Source organism: Bradyrhizobium huanghuaihaiense, from assembly GCF_025200885.1.
Classification (GTDB): domain Bacteria; phylum Pseudomonadota; class Alphaproteobacteria; order Rhizobiales; family Xanthobacteraceae; genus Bradyrhizobium; species Bradyrhizobium huanghuaihaiense.
Genome location: NZ_CP104172.1, coordinates 9,288,174 through 9,305,725 on the forward strand (window position 1 = coordinate 9,288,174; position 17,552 = coordinate 9,305,725).

The window sequence follows — 17,552 nt, forward strand, 5'->3', positions numbered from 1 at the left end:
AATTTGTACGCGTGTTGTACAGCGTTAGGCTACGTGAAATAATTTAGGTCCCTCGAAAGCCACATAACGTCTTGTATCAATGCGGATTTTTGGGATGGAGCGGGCGAAGGGAATCGAACCCTCGTATGCAGCTTGGGAAGCTGCCGTTCTACCATTGAACTACGCCCGCTTGTGCGCTGCTCGCGCCCATCCTGATTAGCCGAGACGGCGCCTCCCGCCAAGCGATTTGGCGCGTCTGCCCGGACAGTTGTTAACGTCCTGATAAGATTTTGGGTGCGCCGGATTGTGGCGGTGTTATGATCGACCCGTCGGGGAAAAGCGTGCACTGAGTGGGGCGTGTGCATGGTGGGGCGTGGCTACACGATATTCGACACAGCGATAGGCCGTTGCGGCATCATCTGGAGCAGCACCGGCGTGGTCGCCGTGCAATTGCCGGAGGCGCGGGAGATCGACACCCGCCGCCGGATTTTCCAGGCTCATCCCGAGGCGCGCGAGCAGCAGCCTCCGCTCAATACCGAGCTTGCAATCGAGGGCATCGTGGGCCTGCTGCAGGGCAACGATCCCGATTTTTCCGACGTTAGCCTGGATGCCGGCGGCGTGCCCGGCTTCAACCGGCGGGTCTATGAATACACCTGCACGATCCCGCGCGGGGAGACGCGCACCTATCACGAGATCGCCAAGGCACTTGGCGCCTCAGGCGCCGCGCATTCGGTGGCGCAGGCGATTGCGAAAAATCCCTACATGCTGATCGTGCCCTGCCACCGCGTACTGGAGGCCGGCAATTACACCGGCCGGATCTCGCCTTACGGCGGGGTGATCTCCAAGCGGCGGCTGCTGTCGCTGGAGGGCGCCCAGCCGGTCGCCAGCAAGACGCTGTTCGAGGTGCTGCTGCCCGTTGCTCCGACGAGGCCGTCTACCTAGATAGGTGGCATGGATGCCACCACGCTGCTGACGACCCGATCGATCACCGTCTCCGAGTTTCGCTGCGATGCGGGACCGGACGATACGCCATTTGCCGAGTGCCGCACCGGGCATTCCATCGCCTATGTCCGCTCGGGCAGTTTTGGCTGCCATTGCCGCGCCGGCTTCTTCGAGCTGGTGGCGGGCTCGATGCTGATCGGCGCCCCCGGCGAGGAATACACCTGCACGCACGAGCATGTCAGCGGCGACGTCTGCCTCGGCTTCTTCTTCAGCGAGGACCTGGTCGATGCCCTCGGCGGGCGGCGCGAGATCTGGCGGGTCGGCGCGACACCGCCGCTGCCCGAGCTGATGGTGCTGGGGGAGCTCGCCCAGACGGCAGCAGATGGCAACAGCGACCTGGGTCTCGACGAGATCGGGCAAATTCTTGCGGGCCGTTTCATCGACGCGGTTTCGGGCAAGGCGCGCAAGCCGGCCACGCCGACCGCGCGAGACCGCCGCCGTGCCGTCGAAGCCGCGCTGTGGATCGACGACAATTCGCATGCCGAGCTCGACCTCGAACAGGCAGCAAAGCAGGCCGGCCTCAGCCCGTTCCATTTCCTGCGGCTGTTCTCGGCCGTGCTTGGCGTCACCCCGCATCAATACCTGGTGCGCTCGCGGCTGCGCCATGCCGCGCGCAAGCTCACTGAGGACGACATCGCCGTCACCGACATCGCCTATGACGTCGGCTTCGGCGACCTCTCCAATTTCGTCCGCACTTTTCATCGCGCCGCCGGCGTGTCGCCGACCAAGTTCCGGCAGGCCTCGAAGGGGATGCGCAAGATTCTCCAAGAGCGGGTTGCCCTCAACTGACTAGGGTCGTCTCCGGCGCGCGCCAGTTGCGGCGCGCTTTGCAATGGAGACGATCATGTACGACCACATCGGATTGCGCGTTGCCGACCTCGACGCCGCCACGCGCTTCTACACCGCGGTGCTGGCGCCGCTCGGCTACGTCCTGTGCTCCAGCGGCGACGGCTATGCCGGGTTCGGGCCGAAGGGTGAGCCGGGGCTGTGGCTGCATCTGAACAAGGGCCGGAAAGCCGATGGCGCGCATATCGCGTTTCGCGCCGGGGATCATGACGCGGTCAAGGCGTTCCACAGCGAAGGGCTGAAGAGCGGCGGCCGCGACAATGGCGGCGCCGGGCCGCGTAAGGATTACAGCCCGACTTATTACGCGGCGTTTTTGATCGATCCTGATGGCAACAATGTCGAGGCGGTTTGTGTGTGAGCTCTAGCCACTCGCTCCGTCATTGCGAGGAGCTCTTGCGACGAAGCAATCCAGACTGCTTCCGCGGAAACATCACTGGATTGCTTCGCTGCGCTCGCAATGACGGTGTTTGTGGCGACGACCTATCGAAATCAAGGAAACTCCCATGGCCTCCATCCACAACGACATCCCCCTCCCCGTCCCCGCGCGCGACGTCTGGGACGCCGTGCGCGATTTCGGCGCGCTGCCGCAGCGGCTGGCGCCGGGTTTCGTCACGGCGTGCACGCTCGACGGCGATGCGCGCATCGTCACCTTCGCCAACGGCTCCGTCGCGCGCGAGGTGCTGGTCGATTGCGACGATGCGCGGCAGCGTCTCGTCTATGCGATCAACAATGAGCGGCTGAAGCATTACAGCGCCTCTGTGCAGGTGATCGCCGAGGGCGATGCACGGTGCCGGCTGGTCTGGATCATCGACATGCTGCCGAACGAGCTTTCGGCCTACGTCCAGGGCCAGACGAAGGAGGCCGTCGCCGCGATCCACAGGGCATTCCCGCCTGCGTAGCTCTCTATTTGAGCATGATCTTTTCGGAAAACCGCTGCACACTTTGCGCTAACGCGGCCCTGCGGGTCCGGATCATGCTCGCTTGCGTGATGTTTTTCACAGAGCCGCGCCCTCGCCATCCGTAACCATGCCCGCGTGCGTCCGGTTGGCCCCGCTCTCCCGGCGGCGCCACGCACGCGAGGAGCATGCCATGAGAGGTGCGGACAAGGTGATCTGTCAGGCAGCCGCCGTGCTGCTGCTGTTTTCGATGTCGAGCGTGCCGGCAAAGGCGCAGTTCCTCGGCGGCGGAGGTGCCGGCGGCGAGGACATGATGACCCAGATGGCGCCGATGCTGGAGATGATGAAGGCGAAGATGGGCAAGCGCCGCTTCGCCATGCTGATGCAGACCATGGGCCCGATGATGAGCCGCATGATGGAGAACGGCGGCGGCGGGCTCGGCGGCATGATGGGCGGCGGCAATCTCGGCGGCGGCTTTGGCGCTCCGAACTACGGCGGCTACGCGTCGATAGGCGGAGGCGGCTATATGCCGACCGGGCTCGGCGGCATGGGCGGCGGCGACATGATGGCGATGATCCCGCAACTGATGCGGCTCGCCAATGTCGGCGGCGGCAGCCATCGCCGTCACAGGCATCGCTGACGCGGGTCGGCAGCTCTGGCAACGAGGCAACCACCCTTCGCGGGGGACGAAGGATGGTTGCACCTAGCCGGCGGATGGGGCGCCGCCGGTTTCAGATGCGGTCGTTGAGCAGGACGCCGGACAGCGAAGGGTCACCCGCGTTCGTCGTATCGCCTGATCCCTTCGCGCTGTAGGTCGAATCCGCGAGCGAGTCTTTCAGTGATTGAAGGAATTGCTGCAGCAGCTCCGTCGCCGACGCGCTGCTTGGCGAACCATCCGCGCTGCCCGCGGTCGTCGTGTCGCTCGATCCCGTCGTGCTGGACGAGGTCGAATCCGTCAGCGAGCTCGTCAGCGACTGCAGGAATTGCTGAAGCAAATCCACCAGCGGATTGCGGCTCGACGAACTGTCGGTACTGCTGGCCGAAGCGCCGCCATCCGGCGGCGGCCCGGGCGGCGGTCCACCTGCTCCGCCAGGTCCACCCGGACCGTGAGAGAACGCCGCCTTGAACACGCCTTGCAGCTCGGTCGCCTGCTCGTCGGTCAGCTTGCCGTTCGAGACTTCCTGCTGGATGAGATCGTCGATCTTCGACGTGAACGCGTCAGGAGATAATCTGCTGCCGCTGGATTGATCGCTCGCGCTGCTCGATTGCAGGGCGGAATCGATGTCGCTGAGCGCGGACGACAGCGCCGTCTGATCGGAGGAGCTGACCGCGCCGGAACTGACTTCCCCCTGCAGTTCGTCCTGCAATCGCTGCAACGGCGATGAGTGGCGATGGTGGGAGGAGAGCGCCGAAATCGAGGTCATGGTGGCTTTCCGTGCTGATGAACTCGCGGCGAAATTGTCGCCAGGAGCTGGCGCGGAGCCTTCGGCATGGCACCGCTTCGGTTACCCTTCATTGCCAGGCAGCCGACGGAAACATCTAGAAACAAAAATCCGGCGAACGTGTCCTAATCGGCCGCGCCCGACAGAGCCGGCGTGATCGCGGGCTTGCCCTCGCGTGGGCCCCAGCGCGTCAGCACGACGCTCGAGCAGGACAGCAGGCCGAGCACGACCATCGAGCTCGCGGCCAGCCAGAAGAAGCTCTGCGCGGTGGCCTCGTGCGTCCGCAGCCACCAGCCGACCGCCGAGATGTAGATCAGCCGCGCGGTCTGCGCCAGCACCGGGCCGATCACCTTCGCCGCGCCTTGCGAGGAGAAATACATCGTCGTTGCGAGGCCGAAGAACGCGTAGAACGGCCCGACCGTCGAGAGATATTGGTGGCTCGCCGCGCGCACGGCCGCGCTGTCGGTGAAGATGTTGACCCAGAGATCGGGGAAGATCGCAACGAGGCATGCCGGCGCACCGACGGCCACGAAAGCCGCGGCACTGGCGATCCAGGCGATGCGCCGGGCCCGCGCGATGCGGCCCGCGCCGATCGCCATCCCGACCATCGGCACGCAGGCAATGCCGAACGAGAACGCGATCGAGGTCAGCAAAAATTCCAGCCGCGCGCCGACGCCGTAGCCGGCGAGGATCGCGGTGCCGAACTTCGCCAGCATGTGGGTGAAGATCGAGATCGTCAGCACCGATTGCAGCGGGGAGAAGCAGGCGATGGCACCGACCTTGAGGATGTCGAAGAACATCGCCCATTGGATGCGCAGGCCGCGCAGCCTCAATGCGATCCGCGCGCGGCCGGAGAACAGGTACCAGCCCATGATGCCGATGTTCATGGTGTAGGCGATCAGCGCGCCGGCCGCGACGCCGCGCATGCCGAGCTGCGGCACCGGGCCGAGCCCGAGGCCGAGCGTGCCGCCGAGCACGATCTGCCAGGCCGCGGAGTTGAGGATGAGGAACGACGGCAGCTTCATGTTGCCGGTGCCGCGCAAGATGCCCGCCATGGTGTTGAGCAGCCAGGGCAGCACGGCGCCCCCGAAAAACACCTGCGTGTAGGCGATCGCATGCGTCAGCACATCGCCGCGGCCGCCGAGCATTTCGAGCACCCTGGGCCCGAAGATCTGCATGCCCAGCATGAAGACGAGGCCGAAGCTGATGCCGATCAGCATCGCATGCACCGCGAGCGTGCCGGCCCGGTCGCGGTCACCGGCGCCGAGCGCGCGTGCGATGGCGGATGCCACCGCGCCGCCCATGGCACCGCCGGACATGGTCATGGTCAGGATCACTGTCGGAAACACCAGCGCCATGGCGGCCAGCGCCTCGACGCCGAGCCGGCCGATATAGGAGGTCTCCGCGATCACCGTACAGGTGCCGGCCGACAGCGCGATCACGTTCGGCCAGGCAAGGGAGAGCAGCGTGCGCAGGATCGGCCCGTCCACCAGCGCGCTCCTCACGGGACGCGGGGGCGGCGGCAGCGGACGCTCTTGCTCATCGACCGGGATCTCGGCGATGTCGGACATGTCCTCCCCCGGACGCAGGCGCCATTTGCGGCGCGGCAATCACTTGGTGTGCCAATCAATTCCTTCGCGCGCGGGGCGCGGCAGGGGCTTGTTAGCACGGCGATTGCCGATTCCTCCTGCGCTAGGTGCAGGCGTGCCCTGCGGCAGCGCATTTCAAGAGGTGGAATTCAATTTCTCCCTCTCCCCGCTTGCGGGGAGAGGCGAAACCCGCCGCGCCGCTGGCGTTTATTCGATCGCCCATACCAGCGGCGGGCGACCACCCGGGGTCGGACGCAGATGCACGCCGATGTGCCGGCCGCATCCGGCGGCAAGGCCTTCGAACAATCCCTCCAGCACCTTTGCGCAGGCGCGGTGATAGTCGGCGACGTCGTCCATCAGCTTCCAGCTCTGCTGGCGGATTACGAATGTGCCTTCGGACCGCGCCATCTCGGCCGCATCATCCTGCGCAGCAAACAGCGCGTTCAGGAACGATGCGAACTCGCCCGCGCCGCCGCGGGTCATCGACAGCGCCGCGGCGACCTCGTCGAAATATTGCATGCCGATCAGCTTGCCGGTGAGGTGCAGGAGGTAGCCTGCGTCCTCGGGACCGAACAGCTGCACCATCACGGGCGCGGCGGTGCGGACATATTCCATCGCGTAGTTGCGATAGGCCTTTTCAAGCCGCGGTTTCGGCCAGCTCTCAACCGGCAATGCCGGTGCGGTCTTGGCGTCGAACAGCGGCGCCTCCAGATGCCGCGCGAACACCAGGCGCTGGTCCAGCTCGAGGGGATGGTCGTACTGGTGGTAGTAACCTTCGAGCCCGTCCTGGCCGTCGACGCTCTGCTTGGTGCAGACGAAGCCAAGGCGGAGATCGCCGAGCGCGACACCGTTGTTGGCGTGCCAGCCGCGCAGCATCGCGCGTGAGACCTCGCCCGGCACGCCGCAGATCGCGGTGCCCTTCCAGATCCAGCGCGGCGGCGGATAGCGGATCCAGGCTTTGCGGTCGCTCTCATACATGTATTCGACGTGGACGCCGCCGATCCAGTTGGAGAGATAGTGATATTGCGCAGCAGCCACCGCCGGCGGCAGGTGGCTGAGCCCGAGCTTTTGCAAGCCCGGCAGGAAGCGCTCCTGCTGCTGACGGCGGAAGACGCGGAAAACGAACTCCGCCGCATCCGCCGTGCCGCGGCGCGTGACGACGGTGAGGATGAGTCCCGTGAAGTAAGCGTGATAGAGATCGGCGACCGCGCGCCAGCGCTTCCATTGGGCTTCGTGCGCGGTGTCCAGCGCGGTGGTCATGTTCACTCCCGATCGTTGTTGCGATCGAGTGTGTCATTGCAGGGAATAGAACGCAATTGAGAGAGGAAAGACCGCCTCAGCCGCATGCCCTGTCCGGCCGACGACGTCCTCGACGGCGACAGCGTCACATTCCCGAACTGCCGTCAGATCAGGCGCGCCTTTCGACGCAGCCGCGAATGCATCTATTTCCTGTCACACAATTTGTGATAGCATTGCCGTCTACGAGGTTGCGGGGGGCGGTTTTAATTTGGAGCATTAGCCATGTCACGCGAAGCCGATATTTATGAACTGCGAGATTTGATCGCCCGGCTACGGCAGGAACTGATTGCGAAGGAAACAGCGGCGAGCGACGTCGCACCAGATGCAGAGATGCTCGCTGTCGAGATATCGCAACGCAGGCGGTATCTGGACGAGCTCATGTCGGATCTGCAAGGCCTGTCGAGCGCCCCCGATGCGCCGGCGCCGTCAGATGACGATGCGCCGGCGGCGGACGCCGCGCCGCAGGGACTTGCGATCATCATCGGCCACAGCTCGGAAGGTACGGACAAGGGCGCAATCGGGCTGTCGCCTCCTTTTCCGAGCACGGCTGAGCAGGGGCGCGCCGAATACTTCTGGAACGAGGATCTTGCCGCACGAATTGAGGCCATTGCGAACACGCGCCAGATTCGCGTCAAGACATTTCGTCGCCGGGAGAATGGCGGCGTCGGTATTCGCGAGGCGTATCGTCTTGCCGCGGAGTGGAAACCACAGGCCTCGATCGAGCTTCATTTCAACTCCGCGGGGCCCACCGCGCGCGGAAGCGAAACGCTGTTCGGACGGCAAGGTTCGCGTCCGTGGGCGCGAGCGCTACAGGACCGAATGGTCGCCCTTTATGGCCGTACCGGCACGCTCGATCGCGGACTGAAAGACGCCAACGTCGAAGGGCGCGGCGTGCTCAGCCTGACCAATGAAGTGCAACCGTCGGCCCTGATCGAGCCGTTCTTCGGCTCGAATATGGAAGATGCCTCCCTGGGGATTGCCCGCAAGGACGGTCTCGCCGAGGCGGTCGTGAACGCTTTTGCAACCTTCGTCGGCCTGCCCGTGCCGTCGGCCGACGCCGTTACGGCGGACGCGCCCGCGGACACCGGCCTTTGGGACTCGCTGCGCGCGGCCTATGCCGCAATGAGCATCGAGCATCCGCATCTGAAAGCGATCACCTTCGCCCAATGGGCCCTCGAGTCGGGTCATGGCGCCTCTCTACTCGCGAAGAATCATCTCAATTTCGCGGGAATGAAGTGGCGCCCGTTCATGAGCGACGTCGCCAGTAAAGTATGGTACAATGCGCATGATGGCGGCGAGTTTTATTGCGCATTCGCATCGCTTCAGAACTTTGTCGCCGGCTACTGGCTTCGATTGGATCGTCATCCGAGCTATCATGGGTGGCGGCAGCACGCCGCCACTCCCGAAGCTTTCATCAATTTCATCGGGCCGATCTGGGCGCCCCCGTCCGCAAATCCAAACTATGTGGCGAAGGTCCTCGACCTGTTCGAGGAATATCGCAACGTCTTCGACACGATGGCCGACGCGACTTACGTGGTCGCGGCCGAGCCAAGCGATGAGGATTTTTGGGTCGATCGCACGGAGGACGCGATTGCCCTTCGACGGAATGGAGAAACCGCAGACGCCGCGGCGCGCAGAGTCGATCGCGAATCCGGCGTCTCCTGGGCTTCGGATGCCAGCTCATGCGACTACGCGCATCTCGGCGCGGGCCTGCCGGTCGGCATGCAGTTCTCGTTCACGGCCGCGGATCTGGAATTGCTTTGCACCCTCAACGATTTTCCTGTGCAGGATTCCGGCGGCACGCCCGTTCTGTTCGGCTTGCGCGGTGCGGGGATCGTGCAAGGCGGATCGAGCAGCGATGGCAGCTGGCGCGATGAGGTCATTCTGAAGAACCTCAGGCCCAACCATCACGAAATCCGATGCGTGATGGGCGTTTGGGATCGGCAACTTGGCAAGATTGCAGTGTATCCGGCGTCCACTGTTCCGAATGCAGAGGCGGTTGTATCCTGGTTCCAGACGCAGGAGTCAGGCAACCTGCTTGCCACCGGCTTTTATCGGTACATTTGCGGGGAGCATAACGGCCGACCTGGCTGCTTCCTGCTGCGCAAATCCATATCCGAAAAGCGCATCGTGATCGTTCGCCGGTCCGAAGATGACCTGATCTACGAGAGCACCGATAAGGTGCACAAGACGGCTCCAGGCGACAACATCCATCCGTCGTTCTCCAGCGAGACGAGCTGGTTTTCATCGTTCGGGTGTCAGGTGGTCGTTGGCAGCGCGACCTCATCCGGGGCCCATTCCGGACCTTGGGCGAGATTCCGCCGCTCGGCGGGGTTGACCGATGGCGACGGCGATCCCGGAAAGCCCTTTATTTATGTGCTGCTGACCGGACAGGAAGCCCTGCAAGCGTCCGACGCGCGCCGGCGCAATCTTTCTCTCGCCGATCCCGAGGTCCGCGCAATGCGCAGGCTTCGATTCGGATCGACGAGCCCGCGAGTGGCTGCGCTGCAGGCGCAGCTTGGGCAATCCAACGACGGCGATTTGGGTCCAGCGACGGCCGAAGCCCTGCACGCGAAGCAGCGATCACTGGGCAATCGCAGTGACGGGATCTACACGCCCGCCCTTGACGCTCAACTCGGATGGAATGTCTACCTGAGTGCCGTTACGTGACCGAAACGAGGGGTGGCGAGCCGGTGTCGGGCCTGCCACCCTGGGGCGACGATGGCCCGATCTCGATGGATGGGGCGTCTGACCGCATCGTAGGATTGACATTCGCAGGCATAAGAACTCAACTGGCGCGGGTACTTTAAGCTCACTATTATCTTGGCGGCGGTCCGCCGACCGGCCATGACCTTTGAAATTAGAGATGATCGCGCATGCCCGCTGATACGGCGCTGGTGCATCAGGTTGACTTGGGCGGACGACCGGGGACCCACGTCATCGCAATCGGCATCGGCACTTATGATTATTTGAAGGGCGGCAGCGGTCCGCTCACCAAGCACCACCTCGACCTGGAACAGCTCAGTTCGCCGCCTGTTTCGGCCAGGGCAATTGCCACCTGGTTTATCCAACATTTCGACTGCAGCGAACTGCCGCTGGCAAGCGTTTCCCTCGTCCTCTCGGAGCCTCAACCGGCCTCCTTCGATAAGGGCAACCTCGGACTGCGGATTGTACCGAACGGGACAATCAAGGACGTCAGCGATGCGATCGCGGCATGGATCGAGCGGGCCGACGTTGATCCGAAAAGCCGCGTCATCCTTTATTTCTGCGGTCACGGGCTCAGTGGTGGAACGCAGAATCTCTATTTGATGCGAGATTATGGGCAGGACAAGAACGACCCCATGAGCGGCGCATTGAACTATACGAATTTCGTGCTGGGGCTCGAATGCCGCATACCAAGCACCCAGTTCCTGCTGTTCGACGCGTGCCGTTCAACCCCCGAGATCGCCGAGTGGAATCAACAGGGCGGTCAACGCATCTTCGCCGTCGATCGGGATATCCGACTTGGCATCAACGAGCCGATGCAGCAATGTCCGGTGTTCTCCACCGAAATCGACCGCAAGGCGCTCGGCCGGCCCGACGAGCCGAGCCTGTGCGCCAGCGCCTTCATCCTTGCCCTGAGAGGCGCAAGCGCGAAAAAGGAAGGACAGGACTGGTACGTTACGACTCATCGAATGGTTGAAGCGCTGACCGATCTCCAGAACCAGGCACTCGTCGGAGCAGGAAGTCTCCAGCAGAACGCCGACGCCAACAGAACCGCCAGGATCCGCCTTCGCAAACTGGCGAATGACCCTGAAATACCGGTCTATGTCGGGCTGGACGACGAGGCACATCGCGCCAACGCCGTGATTTCCGCGCTTCGCGGTGCGCCGCCGCCACGGACGATCAGCGATCGCCTCACGATGTTGTCACCCGGCGAATACGTGTTCCGCGCAAGTCAGATCGCGGGTAACAAGCTCGCCGAAGTCACCGAGGTCGTCTGGCCCACGTTCTCCAACGTGCTACTGAAGGTCTCGACATGGGACGCTTAGACATCAGGCTCGACAAGAAGAACCTTGGCACGGACCTCGAACTGGGCGTCGTCGCCGACGTGCTGCAGATAAAGGATTTTCAAGGGAAGTTTCCGGAGGCACCGTTCGAGCAGGAAGTGGTCATACCGGCTGGCGCAACGGGCTTTCGGCGGGTGGACGTTCCGCCCGGGACTTACCGGATCGAGGCGCGACTTCCCTCCGGCGAGGTGATGTCGAAGACCCAGGAGGTCTCAGACAACGCGGCGGAAGTCCCCGTCGTGTTCGAGCCCGCGGCTTCGCCCCACGAGTGGTTGAGTTGGCAGCGGCTCGCGGGGAACGTACCGTCTGAAAAGGAATACGAAGAATTCCTGAAGGATATTGCGGGGAAAATTTCCAAGGCGGCCAAGTCCAAGGATGTCAGGATCGACATCAGTCCAACGGTCATCGGATGGGCCGCCGGCCATCTCCGGCAACTCCACGTGCGGGTCAAGGCGCTGCTTGAAGGAGCGTCCGCAGCGCCGGCGGCCGGAGACGACCCGGCCGAAGCTAATGCCACAGCAGAGCCCACGACCGCGGATTTCGAGCTCCTGCAGGCGAACCCGTCCGATGGGACCGCGCTGTGGAGCACGCTACGCTCCCATGCGGCATGGACCGAATGGCGGAAATCTGCATCGCCCTATCCGGGTTGCTCGTTCGTGCGCAAGGATGATCGCGCGCTGAGCCTCTGGCAGGTTACTCAGTCTGATTATCAAAAGAGCATCGTCGGGACACCCCGCGGGGCGCTGCCGCTTCGTTGCCTGGCTGCGATGCGGCGCGGCGATGGCGTCGACGTCATCCTGCTTCCGATTCCATGGGCGTTCGAGCCGGACCCGGACAAGACCCCCGTGACAATCGAAGTCCTGCGCGAGGCAGGCGCGTCAGCAGCCGGCCGGACGACCGTCGTGGTCCAGGATCCGAGCCTCGGCGGCCTGCTGATGTATCTCAACAGCAACAAGATCGGCAGCGCGTCCACCGTACTGGCCGAGGCCAGTCAAACCGGCTTGATCAATTCCCTGCTCGCAGACAAGCGAAATCCGCTCGCGGCTTGCGCAGCAGGCTACGTTGCCATCGCCGGCTTGGCCGATAGCAATCGCGAGCAGTGGACGCAGTGGCTTGGGCTGTTGTCGCAATTTGCCTGGCTGCCGGATGGAAACGTCATTCAGGCCGCGTACCTGCTGAAAACGGCCCGATCGAAGTCAGAACTCGATGAGGCGCTCACCAGCCTGAAGAAGGCCTACGGAAAGGGAATTCCGTTCTTTATCGCCGGCGTGCAGCACCTGCAGCAAGGCCTCTACTCCTTCAGCGAAAAGGATGCCGAGGCACGCCAGATGTACGAGTCGGTGACGAACGTCGCATTGAAGGTCGACGCCAATCAGGTGTTCACGCTGCTCCGCCTTCCGTCCGAGCAGAACTAAAGCGCGATGAGATTTGGATGAATCATCATCGCGCTTTAGGTTGTTGTTTGCGCATGATCTTTCCGGAAAACCGCTTCGCACTTTTCCGGATCATGCTTTAGCTGCTGACCGCGTCGGCGGCCGCGACATTGTCGCGGCCGCCTCGCGCTAGGGATACAATTTCTCGACCGCCTCGATATCTCCGACACTCAAGCCGAGCCTCTGACCGATCTCGGGTTGACCAAAGACGGGCTCGATGGTCGCGCTTCCATCCTTGGAAAATGCGTTCTTCGGGTAGTGCATGATCGAGGCGTAGTCGTACCCCCCGAGGTCGATGCCGTCGTTCAGATGCTGGGTGAAATTGTGCTCCATGCCGGGCATCACGTTCTCCAGATGAACCTGGACGAACAGATCGCGGTCCCGCCGGCTCTGCTCGTGCCACAATCCGACGGTGTGGCCAATCTCATGGATGCAATTGCCCGTCGTGCAGTCCGGCCCGAGCGTGACAAACTGCTGCCCTTCCTGCCTGCCGACCGAGGATGAGCACCCGCTGCCCGGCCGAAATGTCACGAAATCCGTCTCGTTGGTTCGCTTGACGAACTTGATCTTGGTCTTTTCGTGCCAATGAGCAATGGCATCCGTCACCCGATCCTGGTTCGGCAAGTTGGGGGCGATCGTGTAGGGCACGGTCTTGTCCGGCCAACGAAAGCGCAGCTCCTTGATGCCGACACCGAACGTCTGGAAGCCGGCCGCAGTCGCGGCGGCGTTCTCGCGAATTTGGCTGGAGGTGGCCTCGACCTCCTGTGTCGGACCCAGATCGATGCAGCCCTCGGCGCGCGCCCGCCCGTCGATCTCGACATAGAGCACTGGACGGACACCAGCACCGTGAATCTTCACGAAGGCGGTCTTCACCTGAGTGCCCGAAACAAACTCCGCATTATCAGCCACGGGACAACCTCTTTTTTCAAATTATGCTCTGCGCCCTTCAAATTTCAGCGCCCCCGACACTAGACCGATTTCGGATGACGCGCAACCTGGGCATGCAGCCCGCCACTTCTTCTCAATTAGATTGACGCGTCCAGCGCCGTGCAACAATCAGATGGTCTTGCGGCGGATCATGCGGCTGCCACGGATAAGCAACGACGGTTCCGAACACGCATGCCCGTCCGGTTTGCAGGTGCTCTCCTTCCAAGCGCGCGCTCAAGATGTACTGCGCCCGCCGCTCGATGTCGTCGGGGATCGATATGCTGAAACGACCTTCGTCCTCTCCCTGTTGCAACACGATCGGTCCCGTCGCGATCACCCGGGAACGCGCATCAGCAAGCGTCACATCTTCAAGCCGGACGATGCCGCGCAAAGCGCCGACTTCGCCACGATCAGTCACGCGCAGGGTCCCGGTGATTTCCACGGTACATCAATGCTCCAGGGGAGCGCATCGCGCGCGACGATGCGTCCCGATGTCGCAACAGATCGTTCTACCGCGGCAGCGAGTTCAAGATCGCCGCCTCGTAGGCCGGATCGTGCTCAGGCAATTCTCCGGCATCCTCCGGCATCGCATCCGCCTGCGCGGCACCGGCCCCGATCGCCTCGAAGATTTCCGCCCGGCGCGTTTCCGACAGCACCGACGCCACGTCATTGCTTCCGCCAGCATTTATGAATTCGCCGACCTTGTCGAGAATGTCCTGCTTGGATACCGCGCTTCCCGGACAGCTCTTGGTGGACATCTCGTTGTGGAATTTCAACGCCGATGCACTCAGATCGAACTTCTTCATCAGCGTCGCGATAACGAGGACGACTGTGTCGAGTTGGGCACCCGTCAACGGATCCTTGCCTTGGTCGAAATCGCCGATCGTCTCGAACATGAAAACGCGCGAGCTGTTGTAGCCAACTGCACTGGCGGGTGACATGTTCCAGGGGCGGCCCGTCCAGATTGTCCCGTCTGGCGCAAGCGACACGTGCTGGGCAATGTCGGACCAGTGGTTGGTGTTGACGTGATAGTCGTACATCGCCTGAATCGAGCCGACCCCGTGATACTGGCTATGGTTCGGCCGCCAAGTATGATGCATGTGAATAAGAGTTTTCGCAGGCTGCCAGCCGAACTGCTGGACAACGTGCACGAATTCGGTCGGTTGCAGCTGCTTGAATGGAGGCGCCATCGCAATATTACCTCGTTTGAAGGAAATGATGGATTCTAACATGGCGCTCTCTTTGGTTGTGCGCCACGGCTCATTCTACTACATACTATGCCGTGGTGTCGCCATTGATGAGGGGCCTCATGGGCGGGTTCTACCGAACAGCATTGGTTGCTCTGTCGTGCGCTTGGGGCGATGCACAATATGTCGCGGCGGCTTCGGATGGCACTGCCCAATTTCTGGGAGCATCACCGATCGAGATCGTCGGCGAGTCCGGCAAGCAGAGCGAAACGCGGACCATCCGGTTTCAAACGACAGGCACGCCGACCATCCAGTTTGTCACCACGGATCTGGCACGCTCGGCCCCGGCAGGCCTTCCAGCGGCTTTGATCGATGGCGGGCAAGTCCGCATCACTCCGCTGGCTCCGCCGAAGACCGAAGTGACGGGCATCTCAGCCTTTGAAATCGCGATCAACTCGCTCCCGTCCCGATACGGCATCTTTTCCGGAGAGATCGCGGTCCGCGTCAATGGCCAGCCGACTGAAACGATCAAACTGAAACTTACCGTCCAATTTCCCGCGGCGCAGCCGATCGCGATGCAGCCAGCCACGTTGAGCAAGCCGATGACTTCCGCGTCGGCGGTCCTCCCCTGGTCTGCATTGCTTGCCCAACGTCCGGCGGAGGGGAGCTTTCCGATAACCATCCCGGGACTGCCCGAAGGCGTGGAGGTGACGGGGACGAGTGGCAGCGTGCAGTTGATGGCGGAAGGAGGCCAGGGACCGCTGATCGGGACGGCCGAGCTTCGACCCACCAAGCAAGGTGCGGTGCTTTCGGTCGATACTTCAGCTTCCGCACCGGGCAAATATACCGGCACAGGCGAGATCGTCCTGAACGGGGGGCAGCGCCGGCTGCTGCTCCCGGTGGATATTTCGGTCCGCAGCAATCCCTGGACTGTTCTGTTCCTGGTCTTGATCGGCGTTCTGCTCGGCCATCTTGCCAAGTGGTCCAATGAACGCGGCAGCAAGATCGTCTCGGCTCAGAACAGGATCTTCGAGATCGAAGCACGCGCGCAAACAGTCCGGGCGGACTTCAGGGAATGGCTTGGACCGACCCTCGACGACTTGAGAACGAAATTTCTGAGCGGCCAGTTCGACGCAATTCTTACGCTCGCGACCGCCGCCGACGCGCGCATCGCATTGACAGAGCGACTGGTCCGGCTCAGCGACCGCGCCGAAACCCTCCGAAATAATGGAATCCTGGCCCGCATCTCTGCGCTGAGGGGAAGCATCTTGGGGTTGAGCGACGTCGAGGACATACGTCCGACGGTGGCGTCCATCGAGACAGCCTTGCTCGCCGCTGAGACATTACCGGCGAACGACCAGGACCAGGCCGCCGACGACGTCGCAGGCCCGCGCCCGAAGGCTCAGGCGCAGCAACTGTCGCCGGGATCCCGGCTTCAGCAACAGCTAGTGGCATTCCGCGCGAAGGTTGCGCCAAAGCTTCAGGTGTTCCTGAAGTTCGCCGCCATCTTGCTCGTCGCGTTCATCGGCTTCGAGGCGATCTATCTCAACGGCTCGCAAACATTCGGCGCCAATCCAGTGACGGACTATCTGAGCGCAATCGTCTGGGGATTGAGCGCCGATGTCGCGGCGCGTACGTTGCTGGCGCTGGGACGATAAGGCGCCAGGCGAGACTTCAGGCGGGCCGTTCGACGATCCACCTCCCGTCCAACCTGCGCTGCGTCAGCCTTCACGCAGATTCCCGGTGATGGGCGGCTACACCCGAAAATGCTTCGATAGTTTGAGGCCCTGCGCCTGGTAGTTGGACCCGATGCGCTGGCCGTACATCGCGTCAGGCCGGGCGAGCATCTTCTCGTAGACGAGGCGGCCGACGATCTGGCCGTGCTCGAGGATGAACGGCACCTCGCGCGAGCGCACTTCGAGCACCGCGCGCGATCCTAGCCCGCCCGCACCGGCATAGCCGAAGCCGGGATCGAAGAAGCCGGCATAGTGCACGCGGAATTCGCCGACCAAGGGATCGAACGGCACCATCTCCGCGGCGTAATCGGGCGGCACCTGCACCGCTTCTTTCGAGGCGAGGATGTAGAACTCGCCGGGATCCAGGATCAGGCTGCCATCGGGACGGGCCGAGATGGGCTCCCAGAAATCCTCCACCGCGTAGCCGGCGCGGCGATCGACGTCGACGACGCCAGTGTGGCGCTTGGCGCGGTAGCCGACGAAGCCGTTGGCTTTCTCGCCGGAGAGATCGACCGAGACGGCGACGCCGCCGGAGAGATCGGCATCGTCGATGTCGACGAGGCGCTCGGTGGCGTGCAGCGCATCGAGCTCGTCGGCGTTGAGGATCGCGTCGCCGGTGCGGAAGCGCACTTGGCTGAGGCGCGAGCCCTCGCGCACCAGCACCGGAAACGTCTTCGGGCTGATCTCGGCATAGAGCGGGCCGTGATAGCCGGCGCCGATCATGTCGAAGCGGCGGGTGCCGTCGGCGATGACGCGGGTGAAGACGTCGAGCCGGCCGGTCGAACTTTTCGGATTTGCCGCTGCGACGATTTCGGGCGGCAGCGCCAGGCTCTCGAGCAGCGGCACGATGTAGACGCAGTTGGTCTCCAGCACCGCGCCGTCGGCAAGGCTGAACTCGTGCAGCTTCAATTCGTCGATGCGCTCGGCCACCGTGGCGCCCGGCCCCGGCAGGAAGCTGGCACGGACGCGATAGGCGATGTCGCCGAGACGCAGATCGAGGCTGGCCGGCTGGATCTGGCTTTCGACGAAATCGTATGCGGGCAGGATGAGACCTGCCTTCGCCATCGCCGCGATCATGCGGTCGGGCAGGATACCATTGGCGTCGGCGGCGATCGTGAAGCTCAACCGGGGGTCCTCGTCAGGGGTCAAACGCATCCGGACATGCGG

General features: G+C 63.1%; 16 protein-coding genes and 1 tRNA gene. 9 read left to right on the top strand and 8 right to left on the bottom strand.

Annotated elements, in window-relative coordinates; genetic code table 11:
- Window positions 1–95: 95 nt before the first annotated feature.
- Window positions 96–169 (bottom strand) — tRNA-Gly (locus tag N2603_RS43300).
- A 173-nt stretch (window positions 170–342) separates the two neighbouring features.
- Here N2603_RS43300 and N2603_RS43305 point away from each other — a divergent pair.
- The 5 genes from N2603_RS43305 to N2603_RS43325 all read left to right on the top strand — a co-directional run bounded on the left by N2603_RS43305 (window position 343) and on the right by N2603_RS43325 (window position 3,363).
- On the top strand, window positions 343–921 hold the full coding sequence (locus tag N2603_RS43305; protein ID WP_260387012.1) for a methylated-DNA--[protein]-cysteine S-methyltransferase: 579 nt from the start codon (window positions 343–345) through the stop codon (window positions 919–921).
- A 9-nt stretch (window positions 922–930) separates the two neighbouring features.
- On the top strand, window positions 931–1,770 hold the full coding sequence (locus tag N2603_RS43310; protein ID WP_018644912.1) for a helix-turn-helix domain-containing protein: 840 nt from the start codon (window positions 931–933) through the stop codon (window positions 1,768–1,770).
- A 55-nt stretch (window positions 1,771–1,825) separates the two neighbouring features.
- Window positions 1,826–2,185, top strand: coding sequence for a VOC family protein (locus N2603_RS43315; protein ID WP_260387013.1), 360 nt, complete (start codon window positions 1,826–1,828; stop codon window positions 2,183–2,185).
- Window positions 2,186–2,330: 145 nt separating this feature from the next.
- Window positions 2,331–2,726 carry an SRPBCC family protein gene (locus tag N2603_RS43320; protein ID WP_260387014.1) on the top strand — a complete coding sequence of 132 codons (396 nt, stop codon included), beginning with the start codon at window positions 2,331–2,333 and terminating at the stop codon, window positions 2,724–2,726.
- A 190-nt stretch (window positions 2,727–2,916) separates the two neighbouring features.
- Window positions 2,917–3,363, top strand: a complete 447-nt coding sequence (locus tag N2603_RS43325; protein WP_260387015.1) for a hypothetical protein — start codon at window positions 2,917–2,919, stop codon at window positions 3,361–3,363.
- Between the two features lie 91 nt (window positions 3,364–3,454).
- On the opposite strand, the gene N2603_RS43330 is transcribed toward N2603_RS43325, so the two are convergent.
- The 3 genes from N2603_RS43330 to N2603_RS43340 form a co-directional block, all read right to left on the bottom strand.
- Window positions 3,455–4,147, bottom strand: coding sequence for a hypothetical protein (locus tag N2603_RS43330; protein WP_311740931.1), 693 nt, complete (start codon window positions 4,145–4,147; stop codon window positions 3,455–3,457).
- A 143-nt stretch (window positions 4,148–4,290) separates the two neighbouring features.
- Window positions 4,291–5,736 (bottom strand): MATE family efflux transporter, encoded by a 1,446-nt coding sequence (locus tag N2603_RS43335; protein WP_260387016.1) that lies wholly within the window; start codon window positions 5,734–5,736, stop codon window positions 4,291–4,293.
- Window positions 5,737–5,961: 225 nt separating this feature from the next.
- Window positions 5,962–7,014, bottom strand: coding sequence for a hypothetical protein (locus N2603_RS43340; protein ID WP_260387017.1), 1,053 nt, complete (start codon window positions 7,012–7,014; stop codon window positions 5,962–5,964).
- A gap of 261 nt (window positions 7,015–7,275) precedes the next feature.
- Between N2603_RS43340 and N2603_RS43345 the strand changes: the two genes are divergently transcribed.
- The 3 genes from N2603_RS43345 (at window position 7,276) to N2603_RS43355 (ending at window position 12,517) form a co-directional block, all read left to right on the top strand.
- Window positions 7,276–9,723 carry an N-acetylmuramoyl-L-alanine amidase gene (locus tag N2603_RS43345; protein WP_260387018.1) on the top strand — a complete coding sequence of 816 codons (2,448 nt, stop codon included), beginning with the start codon at window positions 7,276–7,278 and terminating at the stop codon, window positions 9,721–9,723.
- A gap of 206 nt (window positions 9,724–9,929) precedes the next feature.
- Window positions 9,930–11,084: a caspase family protein gene (locus tag N2603_RS43350; RefSeq protein WP_018644904.1), complete on the top strand. Its 1,155-nt coding sequence runs from the start codon at window positions 9,930–9,932 to the stop codon at window positions 11,082–11,084.
- Window positions 11,072–12,517 carry a hypothetical protein gene (locus N2603_RS43355; RefSeq protein WP_260387019.1) on the top strand — a complete coding sequence of 482 codons (1,446 nt, stop codon included), beginning with the start codon at window positions 11,072–11,074 and terminating at the stop codon, window positions 12,515–12,517. Before N2603_RS43350 ends, N2603_RS43355 begins: the two co-directional genes overlap by 13 nt.
- Before the next feature lie 147 nt (window positions 12,518–12,664).
- Here the strand turns inward: N2603_RS43355 and N2603_RS43360 are convergent, their stop codons facing one another.
- The 3 genes from N2603_RS43360 to N2603_RS43370 all read right to left on the bottom strand — a co-directional run bounded on the left by N2603_RS43360 (window position 12,665) and on the right by N2603_RS43370 (window position 14,694).
- Window positions 12,665–13,444 (bottom strand): M12 family metallopeptidase, encoded by a 780-nt coding sequence (locus N2603_RS43360; protein ID WP_260387020.1) that lies wholly within the window; start codon window positions 13,442–13,444, stop codon window positions 12,665–12,667.
- Between the two features lie 112 nt (window positions 13,445–13,556).
- Entirely contained in the window at window positions 13,557–13,904 is a 348-nt protein-coding gene (locus N2603_RS43365) for a YbaY family lipoprotein (protein WP_260387021.1), read from the bottom strand.
- A gap of 67 nt (window positions 13,905–13,971) precedes the next feature.
- Window positions 13,972–14,694, bottom strand: coding sequence for a peptidoglycan recognition protein family protein (locus N2603_RS43370; protein WP_260387022.1), 723 nt, complete (start codon window positions 14,692–14,694; stop codon window positions 13,972–13,974).
- Between the two features lie 77 nt (window positions 14,695–14,771).
- Between N2603_RS43370 and N2603_RS43375 the strand changes: the two genes are divergently transcribed.
- Window positions 14,772–16,307: a hypothetical protein gene (locus N2603_RS43375; protein WP_260387023.1), complete on the top strand. Its 1,536-nt coding sequence runs from the start codon at window positions 14,772–14,774 to the stop codon at window positions 16,305–16,307.
- Between the two features lie 96 nt (window positions 16,308–16,403).
- Here the strand turns inward: N2603_RS43375 and N2603_RS43380 are convergent, their stop codons facing one another.
- Complete coding sequence (locus tag N2603_RS43380) at window positions 16,404–17,540, bottom strand: 2'-deoxycytidine 5'-triphosphate deaminase (protein ID WP_425248966.1); 1,137 nt, start codon at window positions 17,538–17,540, stop codon at window positions 16,404–16,406.
- Window positions 17,541–17,552 lie beyond the last annotated feature (12 nt).

Bases quoted from the DNA above. Each gene is read 5' to 3' on its own strand.
- N2603_RS43325 (WP_260387015.1), top strand. From the start codon at position 2,917: ATGAGAGGTGCGGACAAGGTGATCTGTCAGGCAGCCGCCGTGCTGCTG.
- N2603_RS43330 (WP_311740931.1), bottom strand. From the start codon at position 4,147: ATGACCTCGATTTCGGCGCTCTCCTCCCACCATCGCCACTCATCGCCG.
- N2603_RS43375 (WP_260387023.1), top strand. From the start codon at position 14,772: ATGGGCGGGTTCTACCGAACAGCATTGGTTGCTCTGTCGTGCGCTTGG.
- N2603_RS43315 (WP_260387013.1), top strand. From the start codon at position 1,826: ATGTACGACCACATCGGATTGCGCGTTGCCGACCTCGACGCCGCCACG.
- N2603_RS43350 (WP_018644904.1), top strand. From the start codon at position 9,930: ATGCCCGCTGATACGGCGCTGGTGCATCAGGTTGACTTGGGCGGACGA.
- N2603_RS43320 (WP_260387014.1), top strand. From the start codon at position 2,331: ATGGCCTCCATCCACAACGACATCCCCCTCCCCGTCCCCGCGCGCGAC.
- N2603_RS43380 (WP_425248966.1), bottom strand. From the start codon at position 17,540: ATGCGTTTGACCCCTGACGAGGACCCCCGGTTGAGCTTCACGATCGCC.
- N2603_RS43310 (WP_018644912.1), top strand. From the start codon at position 931: ATGGATGCCACCACGCTGCTGACGACCCGATCGATCACCGTCTCCGAG.
- N2603_RS43355 (WP_260387019.1), top strand. From the start codon at position 11,072: ATGGGACGCTTAGACATCAGGCTCGACAAGAAGAACCTTGGCACGGAC.
- N2603_RS43370 (WP_260387022.1), bottom strand. From the start codon at position 14,694: ATGTTAGAATCCATCATTTCCTTCAAACGAGGTAATATTGCGATGGCG.
- N2603_RS43345 (WP_260387018.1), top strand. From the start codon at position 7,276: ATGTCACGCGAAGCCGATATTTATGAACTGCGAGATTTGATCGCCCGG.
- N2603_RS43305 (WP_260387012.1), top strand. From the start codon at position 343: ATGGTGGGGCGTGGCTACACGATATTCGACACAGCGATAGGCCGTTGC.
- N2603_RS43340 (WP_260387017.1), bottom strand. From the start codon at position 7,014: ATGACCACCGCGCTGGACACCGCGCACGAAGCCCAATGGAAGCGCTGG.
- N2603_RS43335 (WP_260387016.1), bottom strand. From the start codon at position 5,736: ATGTCCGACATCGCCGAGATCCCGGTCGATGAGCAAGAGCGTCCGCTG.